This window comes from Marinomonas atlantica (assembly GCF_001639725.1).
Classification (GTDB): domain Bacteria; phylum Pseudomonadota; class Gammaproteobacteria; order Pseudomonadales; family Marinomonadaceae; genus Marinomonas; species Marinomonas atlantica.
In genome coordinates this window covers 323,918-340,365 of sequence record NZ_LTAW01000004.1, presented here as the reverse complement: position 1 = coordinate 340,365, position 16,448 = coordinate 323,918, and the positions used below count along the sequence as shown (strand labels likewise).

Annotated in this window: 21 protein-coding genes and 1 riboswitch; of the genes, 8 read left to right on the top strand and 13 right to left on the bottom strand. The window is 45.1% G+C overall.

Features of this window, described 5'->3' with window-relative positions:
* Positions 1 to 60 precede the first annotated feature (60 nt).
* From AYW75_RS09155 to AYW75_RS09120, 8 genes are all read right to left on the bottom strand, one after another.
* Positions 61 to 402 carry a hypothetical protein gene (locus tag AYW75_RS09155; RefSeq protein ID WP_067098537.1) on the bottom strand — a complete coding sequence of 114 codons (342 nt, stop codon included), beginning with the start codon at positions 400 to 402 and terminating at the stop codon, positions 61 to 63.
* 75 nt (positions 403 to 477) lie between these two features.
* Positions 478 to 774, bottom strand: a complete 297-nt coding sequence (locus AYW75_RS09150; RefSeq protein ID WP_067098534.1) for a putative quinol monooxygenase — start codon at positions 772 to 774, stop codon at positions 478 to 480.
* Positions 775 to 777: 3 nt separating this feature from the next.
* A complete protein-coding gene (locus tag AYW75_RS09145) occupies positions 778 to 1,260 on the bottom strand; it encodes a GNAT family N-acetyltransferase (RefSeq protein ID WP_067098531.1) in 483 nt (160 codons plus the stop codon).
* A 98-nt stretch (positions 1,261 to 1,358) separates the two neighbouring features.
* Complete coding sequence (locus AYW75_RS09140) at positions 1,359 to 1,781, bottom strand: hypothetical protein (protein ID WP_067098529.1); 423 nt, start codon at positions 1,779 to 1,781, stop codon at positions 1,359 to 1,361.
* Positions 1,782 to 1,804: 23 nt separating this feature from the next.
* The gene (locus AYW75_RS09135) at positions 1,805 to 2,422 is read right to left on the bottom strand and encodes a transglutaminase-like domain-containing protein (RefSeq protein ID WP_067098526.1); all 618 of its coding nucleotides are present in this window, start codon (positions 2,420 to 2,422) and stop codon (positions 1,805 to 1,807) included.
* 45 nt (positions 2,423 to 2,467) lie between these two features.
* On the bottom strand, positions 2,468 to 3,673 hold the full coding sequence (locus AYW75_RS09130; RefSeq protein WP_067098524.1) for a DNA cytosine methyltransferase: 1,206 nt from the start codon (positions 3,671 to 3,673) through the stop codon (positions 2,468 to 2,470).
* Positions 3,660 to 4,265 carry an Eco29kI family restriction endonuclease gene (locus tag AYW75_RS09125; protein WP_156490834.1) on the bottom strand — a complete coding sequence of 202 codons (606 nt, stop codon included), beginning with the start codon at positions 4,263 to 4,265 and terminating at the stop codon, positions 3,660 to 3,662. The genes AYW75_RS09130 and AYW75_RS09125 overlap by 14 nt, the downstream gene beginning before the upstream one ends.
* A 131-nt stretch (positions 4,266 to 4,396) precedes the next feature.
* A complete protein-coding gene (locus AYW75_RS09120) occupies positions 4,397 to 4,738 on the bottom strand; it encodes a hypothetical protein (protein WP_067098522.1) in 342 nt (113 codons plus the stop codon).
* Between the two features lie 228 nt (positions 4,739 to 4,966).
* On the opposite strand from AYW75_RS09120, the gene AYW75_RS09115 reads away from it, so the two are divergent.
* The gene (locus AYW75_RS09115) at positions 4,967 to 5,191 is read left to right on the top strand and encodes a hypothetical protein (RefSeq protein WP_067098519.1); all 225 of its coding nucleotides are present in this window, start codon (positions 4,967 to 4,969) and stop codon (positions 5,189 to 5,191) included.
* 50 nt (positions 5,192 to 5,241) lie between these two features.
* Here the strand turns inward: AYW75_RS09115 and AYW75_RS09110 are convergent, their stop codons facing one another.
* Both AYW75_RS09110 and AYW75_RS09105 read right to left on the bottom strand, forming a co-directional pair.
* Positions 5,242 to 6,030 carry a DUF2971 domain-containing protein gene (locus AYW75_RS09110; protein ID WP_197478925.1) on the bottom strand — a complete coding sequence of 263 codons (789 nt, stop codon included), beginning with the start codon at positions 6,028 to 6,030 and terminating at the stop codon, positions 5,242 to 5,244.
* Between the two features lie 129 nt (positions 6,031 to 6,159).
* Positions 6,160 to 7,023 (bottom strand): hypothetical protein, encoded by an 864-nt coding sequence (locus tag AYW75_RS09105; RefSeq protein ID WP_067098511.1) that lies wholly within the window; start codon positions 7,021 to 7,023, stop codon positions 6,160 to 6,162.
* Positions 7,024 to 7,750: 727 nt separating this feature from the next.
* A riboswitch (TPP riboswitch) is annotated at positions 7,751 to 7,849 on the top strand.
* A 77-nt stretch (positions 7,850 to 7,926) separates the two neighbouring features.
* Between AYW75_RS09105 and thiD the strand changes: the two genes are divergently transcribed.
* Genes thiD through thiE form a run of 7 tightly spaced genes read left to right on the top strand, consistent with a single transcriptional unit; the run spans position 7,927 to position 13,375 of the window.
* Entirely contained in the window at positions 7,927 to 8,739 is an 813-nt protein-coding gene (gene thiD / locus AYW75_RS09100) for a bifunctional hydroxymethylpyrimidine kinase/phosphomethylpyrimidine kinase (RefSeq protein WP_067098509.1), read from the top strand.
* Complete coding sequence (locus AYW75_RS09095) at positions 8,739 to 9,488, top strand: ABC transporter ATP-binding protein (RefSeq protein WP_067098508.1); 750 nt, start codon at positions 8,739 to 8,741, stop codon at positions 9,486 to 9,488. Before thiD ends, AYW75_RS09095 begins: the two co-directional genes overlap by 1 nt.
* Positions 9,481 to 10,275 (top strand): ABC transporter permease, encoded by a 795-nt coding sequence (locus AYW75_RS09090; RefSeq protein ID WP_082856459.1) that lies wholly within the window; start codon positions 9,481 to 9,483, stop codon positions 10,273 to 10,275. The genes AYW75_RS09095 and AYW75_RS09090 overlap by 8 nt, the downstream gene beginning before the upstream one ends.
* A gap of 18 nt (positions 10,276 to 10,293) precedes the next feature.
* A complete protein-coding gene (locus AYW75_RS09085) occupies positions 10,294 to 11,244 on the top strand; it encodes an ABC transporter substrate-binding protein (RefSeq protein WP_067098505.1) in 951 nt (316 codons plus the stop codon).
* A gap of 9 nt (positions 11,245 to 11,253) precedes the next feature.
* Complete coding sequence (tenA, locus tag AYW75_RS09080; protein WP_067098502.1) at positions 11,254 to 11,928, top strand: thiaminase II; 675 nt, start codon at positions 11,254 to 11,256, stop codon at positions 11,926 to 11,928.
* A 3-nt stretch (positions 11,929 to 11,931) separates the two neighbouring features.
* Complete coding sequence (gene thiM / locus AYW75_RS09075) at positions 11,932 to 12,723, top strand: hydroxyethylthiazole kinase (protein WP_067098499.1); 792 nt, start codon at positions 11,932 to 11,934, stop codon at positions 12,721 to 12,723.
* A 19-nt stretch (positions 12,724 to 12,742) separates the two neighbouring features.
* Positions 12,743 to 13,375, top strand: a complete 633-nt coding sequence (gene thiE, locus AYW75_RS09070; RefSeq protein ID WP_067098497.1) for a thiamine phosphate synthase — start codon at positions 12,743 to 12,745, stop codon at positions 13,373 to 13,375.
* Positions 13,376 to 13,464: 89 nt separating this feature from the next.
* Here thiE and AYW75_RS09065 read toward each other — a convergent pair whose 3' ends face one another.
* From AYW75_RS09065 to dctP, 3 genes are all read right to left on the bottom strand, one after another.
* Positions 13,465 to 14,763, bottom strand: coding sequence for a TRAP transporter large permease (locus tag AYW75_RS09065; RefSeq protein WP_067098495.1), 1,299 nt, complete (start codon positions 14,761 to 14,763; stop codon positions 13,465 to 13,467).
* 1 nt (position 14,764) lies between these two features.
* The gene (locus AYW75_RS09060; RefSeq protein WP_067098494.1) at positions 14,765 to 15,277 is read right to left on the bottom strand and encodes a TRAP transporter small permease; all 513 of its coding nucleotides are present in this window, start codon (positions 15,275 to 15,277) and stop codon (positions 14,765 to 14,767) included.
* Positions 15,278 to 15,349: 72 nt separating this feature from the next.
* Positions 15,350 to 16,357, bottom strand: coding sequence for a TRAP transporter substrate-binding protein DctP (gene dctP / locus AYW75_RS09055; RefSeq protein ID WP_067098491.1), 1,008 nt, complete (start codon positions 16,355 to 16,357; stop codon positions 15,350 to 15,352).
* Positions 16,358 to 16,448: the final 91 nt, after the last annotated feature.

Below are 16,448 nucleotides of genomic sequence, written 5' to 3'. Positions count from 1 at the left end.
GTGGAGATTTGAGGTAAAGTGGCATAGACACCCCAAATCTCTATGATGGTCTTGTTAGAACTATTGCTTCCGATAGCCACTGAACCCGACTTCTGAATATTGTTTAATTTGTTCTTGGTTACCACAGTGAACCGTCCAAGATGATAGATAATCTGGATCGATAACTGTTTCGCCAGTTGAACGTAGATTATATTCGCCCGGTTTCGCCTCAAATACATTTTCAAAATCAGGAGGAACAGTGAATTCATTTTGTAATTGATTGCGGCAACTTACAATACCATCCGCATCTGCTCGGATTACTGGTCCATAAACTTGGACCTGAGTAATCAATTCTTCATTGTCATCCAACACCGTAATACCAATCAGGAGAATCTTATCCAACAGGCTATCTATGCTTTTCATATTCTGTAATTCTAACGCTCGGGCTCAATGTAGAGCGAGCGAATCCTGTGAAGTCCATCGTTAGCTTGGAAACTATCACACTTTATTTAATTGCAGAACGGTTGCAGGTTTTGCCCTAAATGTGGGGGTTATTGAATCTGCCTCTTGCATGTGTGGCGATAAATCATGCGCCGCTAAATCTTCAGAGGACGCCCAGCGCTCTGTGATTACGAACTCAACGTCGCTACCGGCCACTTTGCTAAGTTTATACTCCATGCAGCCTTTTTCATTTAAAACTAATGGCTGAAGTTTTTTGAATAAATTAATTTGCTCCTCAGCCTTGCCAGGTTGCACTTCAATTAAAACGATTAAATTAATTTCTTTGTTTTTCATAGTTTAAGCCAAATTGTATTTCATGAACAAAACATCGAATGGTAAATGCGGGAATTCCTTCAAGCCACTTTCAACGAATCCAAGACGCAGATACCAGTTTTTCAGAACGTCGTGTTTGGCAATAATACCAATACTAATTTCTTCAACATCTTTAGATTTTGCGTAATCAAGCGTATGGGCAACCAATTTTTCACCAATGCCTTGCTTGCGGTTGTTTGGCAGTACTGAGAGTCTATTCAAATATCCAACATGAGAGTTTGGTTGCTCAAAAGCAACACAACCTACCATTTTTTCATTTTCTCTATAGAGAAAGTACTCTTCTCCTCTTTCAAAATCTGAAAAAAACCACTCTTTATCGTAGAACGATGGATGTTTGGGGTTATTTTGTCGATTGATATTGAACTTTTCAGCAACATCTCCGTTTGAGATTGCTATGATTTTTGCTATCTCTTCAGAGTCGTTAATGCTTGCAGTGATAATGTTCATTTTTTCAGACCTCCTTTTCAAGCTAACGCCGCAATCACGCTTGGGTTTGTAGTAAAGGCGCAGCCGCAACGAAAAAGACGTCGCAGTGCCTGGCCTTGTTAAACGTTGATTTCTTCAATTTCACAGTCATTTAAAAAGTGTTCTTGTAAGACTGAAAGCGCTGCAGATGAAACGACCAACTTTAAATCTTTATCGATTCCGAAATCACCAACGCCTTCTTTACCAACAACCTGCAGCCATACAAAATCCGGCAACTTTTTGTTTGGATATAACTCATTAAACGTATCGGACTTTATGATTGTGCAGTTTGCCAGCTCATAGCCATCTAGATTTGCACGGTTTAACGACTGAGCCAGATCTTCCGTAACTAAGTAGCATGGGAACGAAGTTACAATCGAGTCACCGAGCCAACTCTCAAATTCGAATACTAGACTTGTGATTTTTGGAGGGTGGCATGTTGTATCTGCTTCCGTTTCCTCACCCCAACCTCCTGCTACTTCTGGTTCTATTCTGAAATACATACCTTCCCTAGATGTTTAACGCTTCAATCAGCCGACGCGTTAGCGGTCGGCTGGATTGACTTGTTAGCAGCGACCAGCTCGATATCTGGCAAATTATTAGCAACGTCTTGAACCGTTTTATATTGTTTTAGCACTTGAATCACTATGGGTAATGGTTCTTCCCATATTTCCAGTAAATCTGCTTCGCCTTGCGTAGCTATAGGAAACGCCAACTTTTCAATTGGAGGACAGAACTCCGCTGAAACTCCTTGTTTGTTGCCCCTAGCATCTAAGCGATACCAACCAAACTGCTTGAGATAAACAGCATTTAGACCATGCAGGCAAAATGGGGGAACATCAGTAATGGTTAAGCGTTGATAGCACAACCCTGCGGGAATATTGTTTGCCCGTAGAAGTGCTGCTAGCAAGTGACTTTTTGCATAGCAATATCCCGTTCCATGATTGAGTACATCTGACGCTTTGTATGTAACGGGATTTAGCTTGTAATCCCAGCTATGTTTAATTTCATCTCGGACAAACTCAAAGCACTTTCGGGTAGTCTCCTCTGATGAAGTGGAGCCTTCAGCTAGGATTTTTGCTTGTGTCAATATAGCTGGATTTTCCCAATCTATATACTCAGTAGCTTCTAGATATTTATTCATATACTCAAATCTTTAGTACGGCTAACACCTCAAACACCGGCGCAGCTATGCTGCGTCCGAGTGCTTTGACTTGTTAGGGGCTAGAGCTAGATAGACACTGTTTGCCACTACCTGAGCCAGCGTGACAGGAACAGCATTTCCTATTTGCCTCATACATTCGCTCCATACACCAGAGATGTGGTAATCATCAGGAAATGTCTGAATTCGTGCAGCTTCACGCACTGTAAAGTATCTTATTGAGTCATCATTGTATCGAATCATGTTTTCCCCCCCAGGAACACCATGATCACCAGCCTTTAAAGTTTTAGAGGGTTCGTCAATGGCACTACCTGTATGGCCCGGATATGATTTTGCCCCATCCCTAAACTCATGATTATTAAATTCGTTTTTCTTTTTTGGTGAGGGTAAGTCTTGTATGGCTTCTCTAACAGTTAACCAAGGCTTTTCTTCGGGCTGAAAAAGGCCATATTTTTTTTGGAGCCGTGCAGAAATTTGTTCTTGTTTTTGGTTTAGTATTGGGCGATCTGTTTTAGGAATATTCAAACGCTCCCAATAATTACCAGTAACCCATTGATCCCATAACAAAGCATCTTGAGAATGGGTAGCTTTTGGAAAACTCCATTCGATATTAAGATCGTTACGAAACCCGACAATAAAAACTCGCTCTCTTTTTTGTGGTACTCCATAATCAGCAGCGTTAAGCAACCTGAATACCACATTGTACTTCAAGCCCCTATAGGTCCCTTTTGTATGAGTTTCCTCAAGTCGAGACAAATGATCCTGCCAAGATTCCATTTCTGTTTTAGTTATATTTGGATAAGTCAGCTGTAAAATAATATACTCAAAATATGTACTAAAGTTTTTTCTTAGCAGTCCTTTGACGTTTTCAAAAATAAAAGAATCTGGTCTGGATTCTCTTACAGCTCGGACAGCTTGGGGGAACATATCTCGATTGTCTGTAAAAGCTTTATGTTTACCACCCAGTGAAAATGGTTGACAAGGTGGGCCACCAGCGACAACTGACAATTTCCCTTTAAATTTTTTGAAAGAGATATTGTGTACATCATCATGTCTTATGTCCCAGTTTTTAATTTGGGCTTGACCCTCATCATGATTTTTGAGCAGTGTATCGACCGCATCACGATTAAATTCCACAAGCATTTCATGCCTAAACCCACTTTTCGCGAGACCTAGAGCTAAACCTCCCGCACCAGAGAATAGCTCAACAGAATTAAGTTCATTCTTTAACATGATAGCTGCCTATTTTTTCTTCGATCTTGTTTTCATTTGGTGGTTCGCCTTTTAAACGATCAGCCCAAAGCCTTCCAGGGTGTAGCACATCCCATTCAGATTTCGCCTGCTCATATCGGCCCTTACCAGGATCGTGGTTCCCAAAACCGTCTATATGAGAGTTCCATAGGGGATTGTACTTCCTAGTCAAAGCCGCTTCTACAGTACTGATAAGGTTAACCTCTTGCCCCTGTAAGACAACAAACCGACATGAAAAATCGCTCAATTCTAAATTCCGAGCTGAATGGATGCTTCTAGAATGCTCACTTAATCTCCGATACAAAGCTGGATCGTTTTCTTTGATACTACCTCTCCCTTGTCTCCAGCCGGGCAAGACTGCCTTGCCTACATAAATAGGTAGACTTGGGTTTTCCTCAAAGATCTTCTTATATTGAGGAAACTCTCCTTTGTAATACAGGGCGTATACCCCTCCACCACTAAATCTATCCTCTGGTGGCAGATTTTCAACCGGCGTATTGATCATAAACTCAACCGCCTCGTCGATCAGTTCAACAAAAGACGCTGACCGAAATATATGTTTTTCGAGTTTCATTTTTTTCCTTAATACTCGGAACTAACTATTGCGTGCCCCTAACGCCGCTATCAACTGCGTAGCAACCTGGCGCGTCTTTGTGCGGCACGCACAAAGCGTGACAGGTTGCGGAGTCAGATTGCATGGCCTTGTTAGCTGCTTTGTTCGTAAGCAATTCTAGTGTAGTAAGCGTTCATATTGCTAGATATGCTTTCCGCTTCGGCAGGAGTTAAATAAGTACGCGTCAAGTCAACTTCACACATAATACTAAAGACCCCATCAGAAAAAGCTTCAATCCCTTGCTGTCCTAGAAACTCTAAGTATCCATCAATTATCGCAGGGCTAAGTCTAACTCTGTTTGTTGCATGCTTAATATCTTCAAAACGGATTTGAAAACGCTGAACTTGGAGTCCTGTGCTAAAAATGTTGCTAATGATGCACTGTTTGAATGATGCAACAACGTCTTGAGCATAATAAAAATCATTTTTGTTCATAACTTGACTCTACCTTAACCACCATCGAAGACCGCAGCGTATTTTCGATAGGATAATAACACTAAGATTAACGCAAAGCACTACAAGACTGCCACAACAATCACTTAAGAATGCCATAAGGTTAATATAAGTAAATTGCAAGCAATCCACAACAATGATATAGTGCAAAAACCAATCAGGTTTGAATCTTAAACCTACAGCAATCAACTACTTTGTAGGGTGCAAAATATGACAGCAGTAAATGATACCAAAGTTCACGTATTTACAGACAAGACGCTTCGAGAACGCGATTTAGATATAGCGACCAAGATACATCAAGCCACAGTTGTAAGTACTACCAGGAAGCTGATTAAAATGAATTCTGGCCAGCAGCTAAATGCAGCCAGGAATGATTCTAAGTCATTATTATGGTCCAGTGACCAGTTAAATAAGGTGCTGGATCATATTGAATAATAGAGGGTAAGTTGCGCAGGGCTAATTTTCTGACCCAGCTAACGCCGCATTCAGCGGCTTGTCCGCTGCAATGCATTGTTAGCTGCCGTCTCTAGTTCGAAACTATCCAGCGCCCAAGAGCTATTACTGATTTTGCACCCATACACATTTGCTTGGGGTTGATCGTTGCGAATACTTTTTACTAAATCTAAAGCCTTATCAGCATCTAGAAACTCAGAACGTACTCCAATATATACTTCTTTTATTGCACCTTTCGGTAAACCCAGCAGGTATAAAGGTCGACCACCGACATCAATAGTGGTGAATGTGCCACTTTTAATCGAGCGGTTGGTTTCGATACCCTTTAGACACTTTGCCACTCGCACTTCCTCCTCATATGCCCAACATGCAGGCTTGTAGAGAAACATGCGCTGTAAACGCTCAAGCTGTCCCTTCGGAAAATGAAATGTGCCACCAACTTCAATAGGCTCCGTTGGTTTACTTAAAAATGGAGAATCTGGCTTTATGTTGGTGTAGATCACACTGCCATATTGAATAGGAACAAAGTTTGTATCTTCACATGTAAATTCACTAATTGAAGAATCAATTCCAACGACCATTCCTTTGTGTTCGTCTCCGTAATGTGCCCACATGAGAGGATTGAGCGGCTGTCTTGTCAAGGAAAGCACACCTGTATTTTCCTTCCAAATACTCTTTTTTGCCCCGTTTCGAATGCCATTCAACATAACTTCTATTTGGCTGCTTCCTTCGCTTGAAGGGTATGAGGCTTCTACTTCAAAAGGATCATTAAAATGGCAGGGCTGCGTAAAGCCAACCGATCCATTTTGAAGAATCTTCATACCTGCGTCATGCGACACATACTTGTATAGAATCATGGTTATCCTTCTTGCAGCTAACGTCCGCAACACCGGGCGACTTGAAGCGCAGCGGAAAGTTGGTCCGAGTGCTTGCGCTTGTTAAATGCTCTACTAAATATCCAAAAGTCCTGGCAAATAGGTATGAATGAGCCCTAAATGAACACCGATACGCGTACCTATAATAACTCCGGGCTTACCTGCCTTCTCCCTTCTTTGCTCAATAGTTATAGCGGATAAAAGCTGCTTTGCATTGGATTTTATTGAAAATGGAGGCAACATTTCCACACCTTGAATTTTAACTATAGCTCCGCCACTAACCCCCTTTGGAGTTGGAGATGTTTGCCAGCTCCCTCCCATAAGAACTTGATTTTCATAAGCAAGCGCAATGTGAGTTTTCCGATCAATTCCCAAAATTGAGTATTCGTCGATCCCATACTCAATAGAAGGAAAGCACTCCCTTTTTGCTTTTACTTGATTGCCATCCGTATTCGATTTTTTGACTCTAAATCCAACAGCCATATGCACTGATCTTGACTCATCCGGCTGATCTAGATCTAAATCATTAAGTGATATTGCTATGGATTTTATCTTTTCCGTAAGGCCTGATTGGATATGGAAAACTGAAGCATCAATAGGATCATCAGAATGAGTGCCAGAGGGCCCTTTCTTACTACTGAACCTTTCCCCCGACAACGAAGCTAACTTACTACCCTCTCCAGTACCTAACAGAAGCTGGAACCCCCCAATATCATCAAATACGTGGGATGCAGAAAATACAAAGAACTCATCTTTTATAGTAACCACTACACCTGACCCTACCTGCTCAGGCTTAGTTTCCGACCTTAAAGTCCAATAAATCGGCAGAACTGAATCTTCAACTGTCTGGGAAACGCTTAATGCTTTTTCCATTTGTTTTCTATGTGATTCAATAGCAAACTTAACCCTAGGGTCATCCATGTCAAAGTCTGGTTTCATAGCAATTTCATCAAAGCTCGCTGTACATTTAACAATTAAGGGTTATACGGCAGCGTAGCTGCGGCTATAACCCACTGTTGAACGGCTGCGTTGTCTATATAGGGGATTTGCTTTTTTCATGGTGGGACGTCCCTGTTTAATAACTCGCTTAATACCAAAGTCTGTTTGGACTATGCCGCTTCAGATCATCTTTGATCGCCGCTATGTTGGTTCTTTATTGGCTCTTTTGTAGCGTGATTTAACAAGCAAGGCAAGCGCTTCCCTCAGACTTTATGATCTGATCTATTTTTATACCCTGACCTCACTGAGCGCTAATGCTAACTGCCATTGTCCCATGGCAGCATGACGCGAAGCCGTTCTGTCACTTGGCTCTCAGATACATCGCCAAGATAAGTAACAGTATATTAGAGCATAAATCACCTGATTCAGCTTACATAAGGCGATTCTGCCTTGATGAGAGACTTCATGTATTTGATTCGCGCTGACGCGTCGAAGCATGAGACATTGCGCAAGCGAATTGAATGCATGAATTCTCTCTTCCACGAACATTGAAGCGAAGCGGGGTGAGTTGCTAACAATCTGGCATCTGATTTGCCCCCTATCACCTATAAAATCGGGTCGTACGAAAGATGATTCTGCCTTGATAAGAGACTTTATTTGTTGGAGTCGCGGTCGCGGTGCGATGATGATTGTCTAGTGTCCTTGCGAAAGAGCTGGTAGTATCTTTTACATATAGTCGGGGGGCAGAAATGCTGAGATCGCTGAAGCGAGACCCGTTGAACCTGATTCAGTTAACACTGGCGTAGGGAACTATAGGTAGTGATCTTAAATCCGTTTGACGCCCGTCACTCGTGATCTTCTCTAGCTCTCATACCTGTTCCTTTACGCCGTAGAGGAATAAACATGAGCACACCTATTACACTTAGCATCGCTGGTTCCGACAGTGGCGGCGGCGCGGGTATCCAAGCCGATATTAAAGCCATTTCTGCGACAGGTGGTTACGCCTGCACCGTCATTACTGCGACTACTGCACAGAACACCCTCGGCGTCACCGATGTCCACCCTATTCCGCTCGCGCATATCGAAGCTCAGCTTGATGCAGTGTTTACCGACCTTAATATTCAAGCCGTGAAAATTGGCATGTTGGCCGATTCTGACATCATTAAAGTGGTGGCTAAGAAATTGCGCCAATACCAGCCTAAGCAAGTTGTGCTTGATCCCGTGATGGTGGCGACCAGTGGCGATATGCTGTTGCAAGACAGCGCCATTGAAACGCTTAAAACTGAGCTACTGCCGTTGGTGACGGTCATCACTCCGAATCTACCTGAATCCGCGGCACTGTTAGGCTGCGAAACGCCAACGAGCCAAGAAGACGCATTAGCCTTGATTCCAGCGTTGCAATTACTGCCGACCGCAGCGGTGTTGCTCAAGGGCGGGCATTTAACCGACACCATAAAAAGCGTTGACTGGCTGATTACTCAAGAACAAATGATTTCTTACGCCAGTCCTCGAATTGAAACGAAAAACACCCATGGCACGGGCTGTACATTGTCGTCTGCGCTGGCCTCGTTTTTAGCTCAAGGGTTTGACTTACCCAGCGCGACTCAACAAGCAAAAGAGTACATCAGCCTAGCCATTACCCACGCGGATCAGCTAGACATTGGTCAAGGCCATGGTCCGGTTCATCACTTCTACTCGTTTGCGCAGCGTTCATAATGACAGACGCCTTTGCTATTAAAATCCAGCATGCACAGCTGGCCTATGGACACATTACTGAACCTGTATTACAGGATTTAAGTCTCTCTTTCCCTGCTAATCAGTGGACCTGTTTACTCGGCCGTAGCGGTTGTGGCAAAACGTCGGTGCTGCGTAAGCTGGCTGGATTGCTAGAGGACGCCCATTGGCACGGCGAGATTCTAACCAGTGACGGTCAGCCATTAGCTGGCCGAATCGCTTACATGGCGCAACAGGATTTACTGTTGCCATGGTTAAGCGTGCTGGACAACGTCTGCGTGGGTTATCGTTTAAAAGGCAAACCCGTTACGCAAGTTATTCGCGACCAAGCACTGCGTTTACTTGAGCAAGTAGGCATGTCTGAAAATGCTCAAGCATTGCCACAAACCCTGTCAGGCGGTATGCGCCAACGTGTGGCATTAGCTCGTACGCTGATGCAAGACCAGCCTGTAGTGTTAATGGATGAGCCCTTTTCTGCATTGGATGCGGTAACACGACACAAGCTGCAAACATTGTCGTTTGAATTACTGCAACACAAAACCGTAGTGCTGGTGACGCACGATCCTCAAGAAGCAGTTCGCTTAGGTCATCAGCTGTATGTTTTTGAAGGTAATCCTGCCAGAGCCCGCTCCCTACCGACATTATCCACTCAACCACCAAGACAATTAGACTCAGACACAGCGCAACTGCAAGAACAAATACTGAAACGCTTAGAGGTTGACCATGCTTGATGTACTGACAAAAGCGCCTGTATCAGCTTCTACGCGACGAGGTTCATGGTTTAAAAAGGTGTGGCAAGCACTGTTGTCGATTTCGGTACTGCTCGTGCTGTGGCAAGGGGCAATCACATTATGGGATCTGCCCAATTTTATCTTACCAACTCCTTTGTCGGTCTTTGACGTGCTGACCGAGCGCTACCCAGTTTTGTTAAAGCACACTTGGGTGACAGCACAAGAGATTTTGATTGGTCTGCTGCTCGGTGTATCCATCGGCTTATTCTTTGCCTTACAAATGCTGCTGTTTACGCCGGTTAGGCGCTGGTTGCTGCCTATTTTGATCGCCAGTCAGGCAATTCCGGTGTTTGCCATCGCGCCTATTTTGATGCTCTGGCTGGATTATGGCATCGCCTCAAAAGTCGCCATGGCCGCCATTATTATCTTTTTCCCTGTGACCACTTGTTGCTATGACGGGTTACGCAGTACACCACAAGGCTATTTGGATTTAGCGCACACCTTAGGCGCCAATCGTTGGCGACGCCTTTGGCATATTCAGTTACCTGCCGCCTTACCTGCACTTGGTTCAGGATTGCGCGTTGCAGTGGTCATTGCCCCCATCGGCGCAGTGGTCGGTGAATGGGTCGGTTCTAGTGCTGGACTGGGCTACCTAATGCTGCAAGCCAATGCTCGCATGATGATCGACGAGATGTTCGCTGCACTGTTTATTTTGTCTCTCTTTTCGGTCGCGCTGTATTTCAGCGTCGACTGGCTTCTTAAAAAACTTATTCCCTGGCACGCTTAACAAGGACAATACAACTTTATGAAAACTTTACTTCGCATCACCGCTTCATCGGCCATTGCCGCATCTATGATTAGCCCAAGTTTTGCCGCTGATCATGAGTTGTCTCTGATGCTGGATTGGTTCGTGAACCCAAACCATGGTCCGATCGTGATCGCACATGAGAAGGGTTACTTTGCTGAACAAGGCCTTGAGGTCTCCATACAAGAGCCTGCTGATCCTAGTATGCCACCTAAGCTTGTTGCAGCAGGTAAAGTCGACATGGCGATTTCGTATCAGCCAACACTGACCATTGACGTTGCCGCGGGTCTGCCTTTGATTCGTTCAGCGACACTTGTGGCAACCCCCTTGAATACACTGATTGTAATGGACAAAAGTGGTATTGAGTCGCCTGCTGACTTAAATGGCAAAAAGATTGGTATTGCGATTGCGGGTACAGAAGAAGCGACGGTAGGAACCATGCTTAAGCACCATGGCGTTGCTTACGATAAAGTCGAAATCATCAATGTGGGCTGGTCTTTGTCAGCATCTTTAGCCTCAGGCAAAGTAGACGCTATTTGGGGCGGGCTGCGCAATTTTGAAAGCAATCAACTGGAATTAGAAGGCTACCAAGCCACGGCGTTTTATCCAGAGGAACACGGTGTGCCAAGCTATGATGAACTGGTCTTCGTCGCTAACAGTAATACCTACGATAAAGCCACGATTAAAGCCTTCAACAGCGCAATTGAAAAAGCCACGACTTACATTGTGAATCATCCTGATGCTGCGTGGAATGAGTTTGTATCCTACTCGCCAGACACGTTAGATAATGAATTAAATGCTAAGGCATGGGAAGACACCCTGACACGTTTCGCGTTACGCCCATCGGCGGTGGATCTAGCGCGCTACGATCATTACGCTCAATTTATGTTTGATCACGGCATCATCGACACCTTGCCTAAAGCCGCGGATTACATCCCGACAATCAACTAGGAGCTCAATATGGAATACCAAGATTTGATTGATGCGTGCTTTGAAGAGTGGCAAGCCTATACTGAGCACGATTTTGTATTGCAAATCGCGGACGGCAGCTTGGATGAACGGTGCTTTTTACATTACCTAAAGCAAGACTTTCTATTTCTAAAGCATTACGTGCGTGCTTATGCACTGGCCATTTACAAAGCCGATAACCTAGAAGACATGCGTCGCGCACTACCCAGTGTTCAAGCTCTGCTCGACACTGAGATCGCACATCATGTGGCATACTGCACGCAATGGGGCATCAGCGAAGCTGAGATGGAACAAGAAACCGAGGCCTTTGGCACGGTTGCCTATACTCGCTTTGTTTTGGATGCGGGCATGAGTGGTGACTTGGTCAGCCTTTATGCGGCACTCGCACCTTGTTCAATTGGTTACGCTGCGATTGGCAACCAACGTATGCAATCACCTGACACTAAGCTCGATGGCAACCCATTCCGCTCTTGGTTAGACATGTACGCCAGCGAAGACTTCCAAAGCCATGTCGCCCAAGGCGCGCAGCACTTCAATAGCCTTTTAGAAGAGGTTGAACTGGACAGCCTTAAAGGCCGACAGCTGATCGAGACCTTCCGTACCGCAACACGTATGGAAATCGCTTTCTGGCAACAAGGCTTTGACCACATCAAGCAAGAGGACTAATGCATGACACCTGAACTGATCGCGCAAGCACTAACGTCATTGCGTCAACAAAAGCCGTTGGTGGTCAACATCACCAACTTCGTGGTGATGAACAACACGGCCAATGCCTTACTGGCGGTTGGTGCATCACCGATCATGGCCCACTCTCGCGAAGAGATGGCAGACATGATGTCGTTTGCGGGCGCCTTAGTCATTAACATCGGCACGCTCGATAAAGTCTGGGTGGAACGCATGGCCTTTGCTATTGAGCAAGCCAATGCCAATCAAACGCCTGTCATTTTAGACCCAGTCGGGTGTGGTGCAACAGCGTTTCGTACCGCAACGTCGCGTCACTTTGCTGACTTGGCTGAGCGCTTGATTATTCGTGGCAATGCTTCGGAAATCATTGCCCTAGCTGGGGAGGTGTCGCAGGGTATAGGGGTGGACGCGCGAGACAGCAGCCAAGCGGCGTTAAGTGCCGCGAAAGCTTTGGTCGATGAGTACCAGGCAAATGTCGTGGTTTCTGGTGAAGTGGATTATATTGTGACCAAAGACAGTGTGTTCTCTTTAAACAATGGTCATTCTATGATGCCTCAAGTGACTGGTACCGGTTGTTCTTTATCAGCTTTAACGGGCGCGTTTGCGGCCATTGGTGAAACGACCGGCTTAGCAGCGGCTGCGGTCATGGGCGTGGCTGGGGAAATTGCAGGACAGGATGCGAAAGGTCCCGGAAGTTTGCAAACGGCATTGCTTGATGCCCTGTTTGCACTCGACGAAAATGCCCTGATCGCACGTTTGAAATTAGCACAATTATAATCCAGCAATAGGAGCCTGCATGTCACCTTACACACTGTATCTTGTCACCGACGAAAACCTCGATTTAACATCGCTCGTGCATGTTGTCGAACAAGCAATTGCTGGCGGTGTCACCATGGTTCAGCTGCGTGAAAAGCATCATGATGTGCAGGCCTATATTAAACGTGCCGCGGCAATCAAACCCTTGTTGGCCGACCACAACGTTCCTTTAATCATTAATGATCGTGTCGACGTCGCATTAGCCGTCGATGCCGATGGCGTCCATCTCGGACAAAGTGACATGCCAGCGGCCATCGCGCGACAATTGCTCGGCCCTGATAAATTGCTTGGTTTATCGGTAGAAAGCTGGGCGCAACTGGATGAAGCGAAACAGCTGCCCATCGACTACATTGGGCTTAGCGCAATTTACCCAACGCCAACTAAAACAGATACCCAGTACCACTGGGGCTTGGATGGCCTTATGCGAGCATTGAACGAGTATCAAAAGCCAATCGTTGCCATTGGTGGGATTCGACCAGATAACCTAGCCGAGATCGCGAGTACCGGCGTTCATGGCATAGCTCTTGTTTCGGCGATTTGCGCATCGGTTGACCCTAAGCAAGCCACGCAATCATTGCTAAACTCTATTCAACATACTCGACAGCAATCATAAACAGAAAGACCTCGAACAAAAAAGGCCAGCTACAAGAGCTGGCCAAAAAACTGTCAATCTATTCTAGGACGACACCTTTGAAACCTTGATTATACAAAGCCAAGCCAACGCGGCAAGAACAAGGATAACTCAGGTACAAAGGTCGTGATTAGCATTACCGGAATACCCACGAAGCCCATTAATGCCAAAGCTGGCATCACTGTACGGTGGATCGACACTTTACCAATACGGCACGCCATATAAAGAATGGGGGCCACCGGTGGACTGTTTGCTCCGATCACAACAGAACAAGCCACAATTGAAGCGAAATGCACAGGGTGTACACCACTCTCAACCATTAGCGGCATAAACAAAGGTGCAACAACAACAGTTACTGATACGTCGTCCATGATCATGCCAGCAACGATCAAAAAGATATTCACTACAATCAGGATTATTAGTGGGTTCTCAATCATGCTGCTGACCAGTTGCGTTAGGTCTTGAGGAATACGCTCCATTGCTAAAATACGACCGATCATAAAGCTAAACAGCAAAATCAAGATTACTGTACCAGTGGTTTCAGCAGCAGACACTACACTTCGACTAAAAGTAGGAATCGTCAGGTCTTTATAGATAAAGAAACCAATCATCATAGCTGCGAAAACCGCAACAGCTGCAGCTTCTGTCGGTGTAAAAATACCACCATAGATACCACCCAAAATAATTATGGGCAGAGATAATGCAGGAAAGGCACGAATGGCTGCACGACCTTTACTCGGCGCTTTGTCCATGCCAGCAGAAGCTGCATTGTTGATTTCATCAAAGAAGCGCCCCACGCTAAAGCGGTTTGCTGCGATCAAACCAATGATCAGTAACAATGCTGGCCCTACCGAGGCTGCAAAACATGCCGCCACTGATTGACGTGTCACTACGGCAAACAGAATCATCGTGATTGAAGGTGGTATTAAGATACCCAATAAAGAGGAGATTCCCAATAAAGCAGACGAGTAACCTCGTGGATAACCACGTTGCTCCAAGGGCCCAATCATAATGGTACCGATCGACGCGACCGCCGCTGTTGCTGTTCCGGCGATGGCACCAAAGATGCCAGAAGCCACAACCATGGAAGCCCCCATCCCCCCTCGGCGCTTACCAATCATCACTTCAATAAAGTCTACTAAACGCTTAGCGATACCACCGCTTTGCATTAAGTACCCCGTCAATACAAATAAAGGCAGAGCGATCAAAATAACAGAATCAAGTGAGCGGTAACCTTGCATCATTAACGTATTCAAGTTGGCGTCATAAGCGTATACCAGAAATGCCAACACACCGGCAAATGACCACGCTACAGGCACACCAATGATCATGAATATCAACAGAAGGCCAATTGCTATAAAACCGTCCATACTACTGACCCTCTTTCTTTAAACGACGAGCACCCGCGACCGAGCAAATAAAGTCACGTAATGCATAACAGGTACAACCCACAGCAGCGAGCATAATTGAAGCCTGTGGTAGCCACAGTGGAATCCCCATACCCGGAGACGTTTGTGGGCGGCGCATACCCCACGCCAACATACGATAAGCAAGCACAACAAAGAACACACAAATAAAGAATGTAATCAGTGAAATCAGTGCTTTGTGCATCAATTTCATGCGTTCGTCAGTGATTTTTAACTCAATAAAATCCACTACCAAATGCTCATTACGGCGACTAGCAATCAATCCTCCCAACATATACAGCCACATACCAAACAACATAATGAGCTCAAGCAACCCAACTATGGACCAGCCAAATACATAACGGGCCAGCACCAAAAACAACATTAAACCAACAACCAATAAACTCGACACGAAGGCCGCAGCTTCTAGTAACCAGCCAACACGCTTGTCTAATCCAGAAAAAAATTCACTTATCATGGTTTCTCCAGCGTAAGAAAAAAACCAGCCCGCTAGCGGGCTGGTCTAAAAGGAGGTACTTCAATGTAAAATTTATAACGGTGAAGCGTTTTCGCGAATAACATCCATGATTTCAGAGCCGATTTCTTCATCCATTAGCGGCCAAACTTGCTCACGTGCAGCCTTGGCAAACTCACGGATTTGCTCATCAGAAGGCTCGAAGTATTCCATGCCTGCTTTTTGAGCTTCGGCAATGTAATGATCATCTTGCTCTTTTGCTGCTTTGAACTGATCATTCATAATTTCAGTTGCGGCTTCTTGAACAATTTTTTGCTCTTCTTCACTCATGCTTTCCCATGAATCTGAGTTCATAGACAACACGCCCGTCATAAAGAAATGCTTGGTTTGAACAAAGTAATCCAATGAGTCACGGAAGTACTCGTAATCCCAGTAGATAACGTTGCCAGCTTCACCATCTACCACACCTGTTTGCAAGGCTGTGTAGACTTCACCCCAGTCGATTGCAGCCGTTTGGTAACCCAATGCTTGCATCGTTTGTGGCGCAGGAAATACGGTCATTGTACGAACTTTAAGACCGTCAGCATCTTCAATATTTAAGGCGTACTTGCCGCGTGAGCCGACACCATTAAAGCCTTCTGGCCAAGGTCCAAAGAATTTCAAACCGATGTCATGGTAAACGCCACCCAACATATTGTTAACCCAGCCACCTGGACTATAAGCTTTGAGTGCTTCATCCCAAGAAAGCGTCATGTATGGCGTGTAAATAACACCTATACGTTTATCGTAAGAGGTCATTGGCCAGTTCAACATCACATCAACATCGCCCGCAACGTGAAGATCGAACACTTCTTGTTGACCACCTAATTCATTCTGGTAATAAACACGTGTTTCAATTTCACCATCAGATTTCTGCTCAATCAGCTCACCCCATTTTTTCAGCGCGTCCCCCGCTGGTGATCCTGCTGTACCTGAGTCTGTCGCTAAACGTAGTGTTAGTGCATCCGCACTAGCACTCATCAAACAAGCCGTAGCAACCGCTGTTGAAATCAGCGTTTTCAGTTTTGTCTGGATGCCTTTCATGTAATTTGTTCCTTTTTTTATTGAATGCAATCAACCTAAGTTGTCGCGTTAAGAAGCATTAATTATTGCTTTAGGCACGTCTGCCTTAATC

Bases quoted from the DNA above. Each gene is read 5' to 3' on its own strand.
- AYW75_RS09120 (WP_067098522.1), bottom strand. From the start codon at position 4,738: ATGAACAAAAATGATTTTTATTATGCTCAAGACGTTGTTGCATCATTC.
- thiE (WP_067098497.1), top strand. From the start codon at position 12,743: ATGTCACCTTACACACTGTATCTTGTCACCGACGAAAACCTCGATTTA.
- dctP (WP_067098491.1), bottom strand. From the start codon at position 16,357: ATGAAAGGCATCCAGACAAAACTGAAAACGCTGATTTCAACAGCGGTT.
- tenA (WP_067098502.1), top strand. From the start codon at position 11,254: ATGGAATACCAAGATTTGATTGATGCGTGCTTTGAAGAGTGGCAAGCC.
- AYW75_RS09115 (WP_067098519.1), top strand. From the start codon at position 4,967: ATGACAGCAGTAAATGATACCAAAGTTCACGTATTTACAGACAAGACG.
- AYW75_RS09150 (WP_067098534.1), bottom strand. From the start codon at position 774: ATGAAAAACAAAGAAATTAATTTAATCGTTTTAATTGAAGTGCAACCT.
- thiD (WP_067098509.1), top strand. From the start codon at position 7,927: ATGAGCACACCTATTACACTTAGCATCGCTGGTTCCGACAGTGGCGGC.
- AYW75_RS09125 (WP_156490834.1), bottom strand. From the start codon at position 4,265: ATGAAACTCGAAAAACATATATTTCGGTCAGCGTCTTTTGTTGAACTG.
- AYW75_RS09135 (WP_067098526.1), bottom strand. From the start codon at position 2,422: ATGAATAAATATCTAGAAGCTACTGAGTATATAGATTGGGAAAATCCA.
- AYW75_RS09095 (WP_067098508.1), top strand. From the start codon at position 8,739: ATGACAGACGCCTTTGCTATTAAAATCCAGCATGCACAGCTGGCCTAT.
- thiM (WP_067098499.1), top strand. From the start codon at position 11,932: ATGACACCTGAACTGATCGCGCAAGCACTAACGTCATTGCGTCAACAA.
- AYW75_RS09105 (WP_067098511.1), bottom strand. From the start codon at position 7,023: ATGAAACCAGACTTTGACATGGATGACCCTAGGGTTAAGTTTGCTATT.
- AYW75_RS09145 (WP_067098531.1), bottom strand. From the start codon at position 1,260: ATGAACATTATCACTGCAAGCATTAACGACTCTGAAGAGATAGCAAAA.
- AYW75_RS09155 (WP_067098537.1), bottom strand. From the start codon at position 402: ATGAAAAGCATAGATAGCCTGTTGGATAAGATTCTCCTGATTGGTATT.
- AYW75_RS09140 (WP_067098529.1), bottom strand. From the start codon at position 1,781: ATGTATTTCAGAATAGAACCAGAAGTAGCAGGAGGTTGGGGTGAGGAA.
- AYW75_RS09090 (WP_082856459.1), top strand. From the start codon at position 9,481: ATGCTTGATGTACTGACAAAAGCGCCTGTATCAGCTTCTACGCGACGA.
- AYW75_RS09110 (WP_197478925.1), bottom strand. From the start codon at position 6,030: ATGAAGATTCTTCAAAATGGATCGGTTGGCTTTACGCAGCCCTGCCAT.
- AYW75_RS09130 (WP_067098524.1), bottom strand. From the start codon at position 3,673: ATGTTAAAGAATGAACTTAATTCTGTTGAGCTATTCTCTGGTGCGGGA.
- AYW75_RS09060 (WP_067098494.1), bottom strand. From the start codon at position 15,277: ATGATAAGTGAATTTTTTTCTGGATTAGACAAGCGTGTTGGCTGGTTA.
- AYW75_RS09085 (WP_067098505.1), top strand. From the start codon at position 10,294: ATGAAAACTTTACTTCGCATCACCGCTTCATCGGCCATTGCCGCATCT.
- AYW75_RS09065 (WP_067098495.1), bottom strand. From the start codon at position 14,763: ATGGACGGTTTTATAGCAATTGGCCTTCTGTTGATATTCATGATCATT.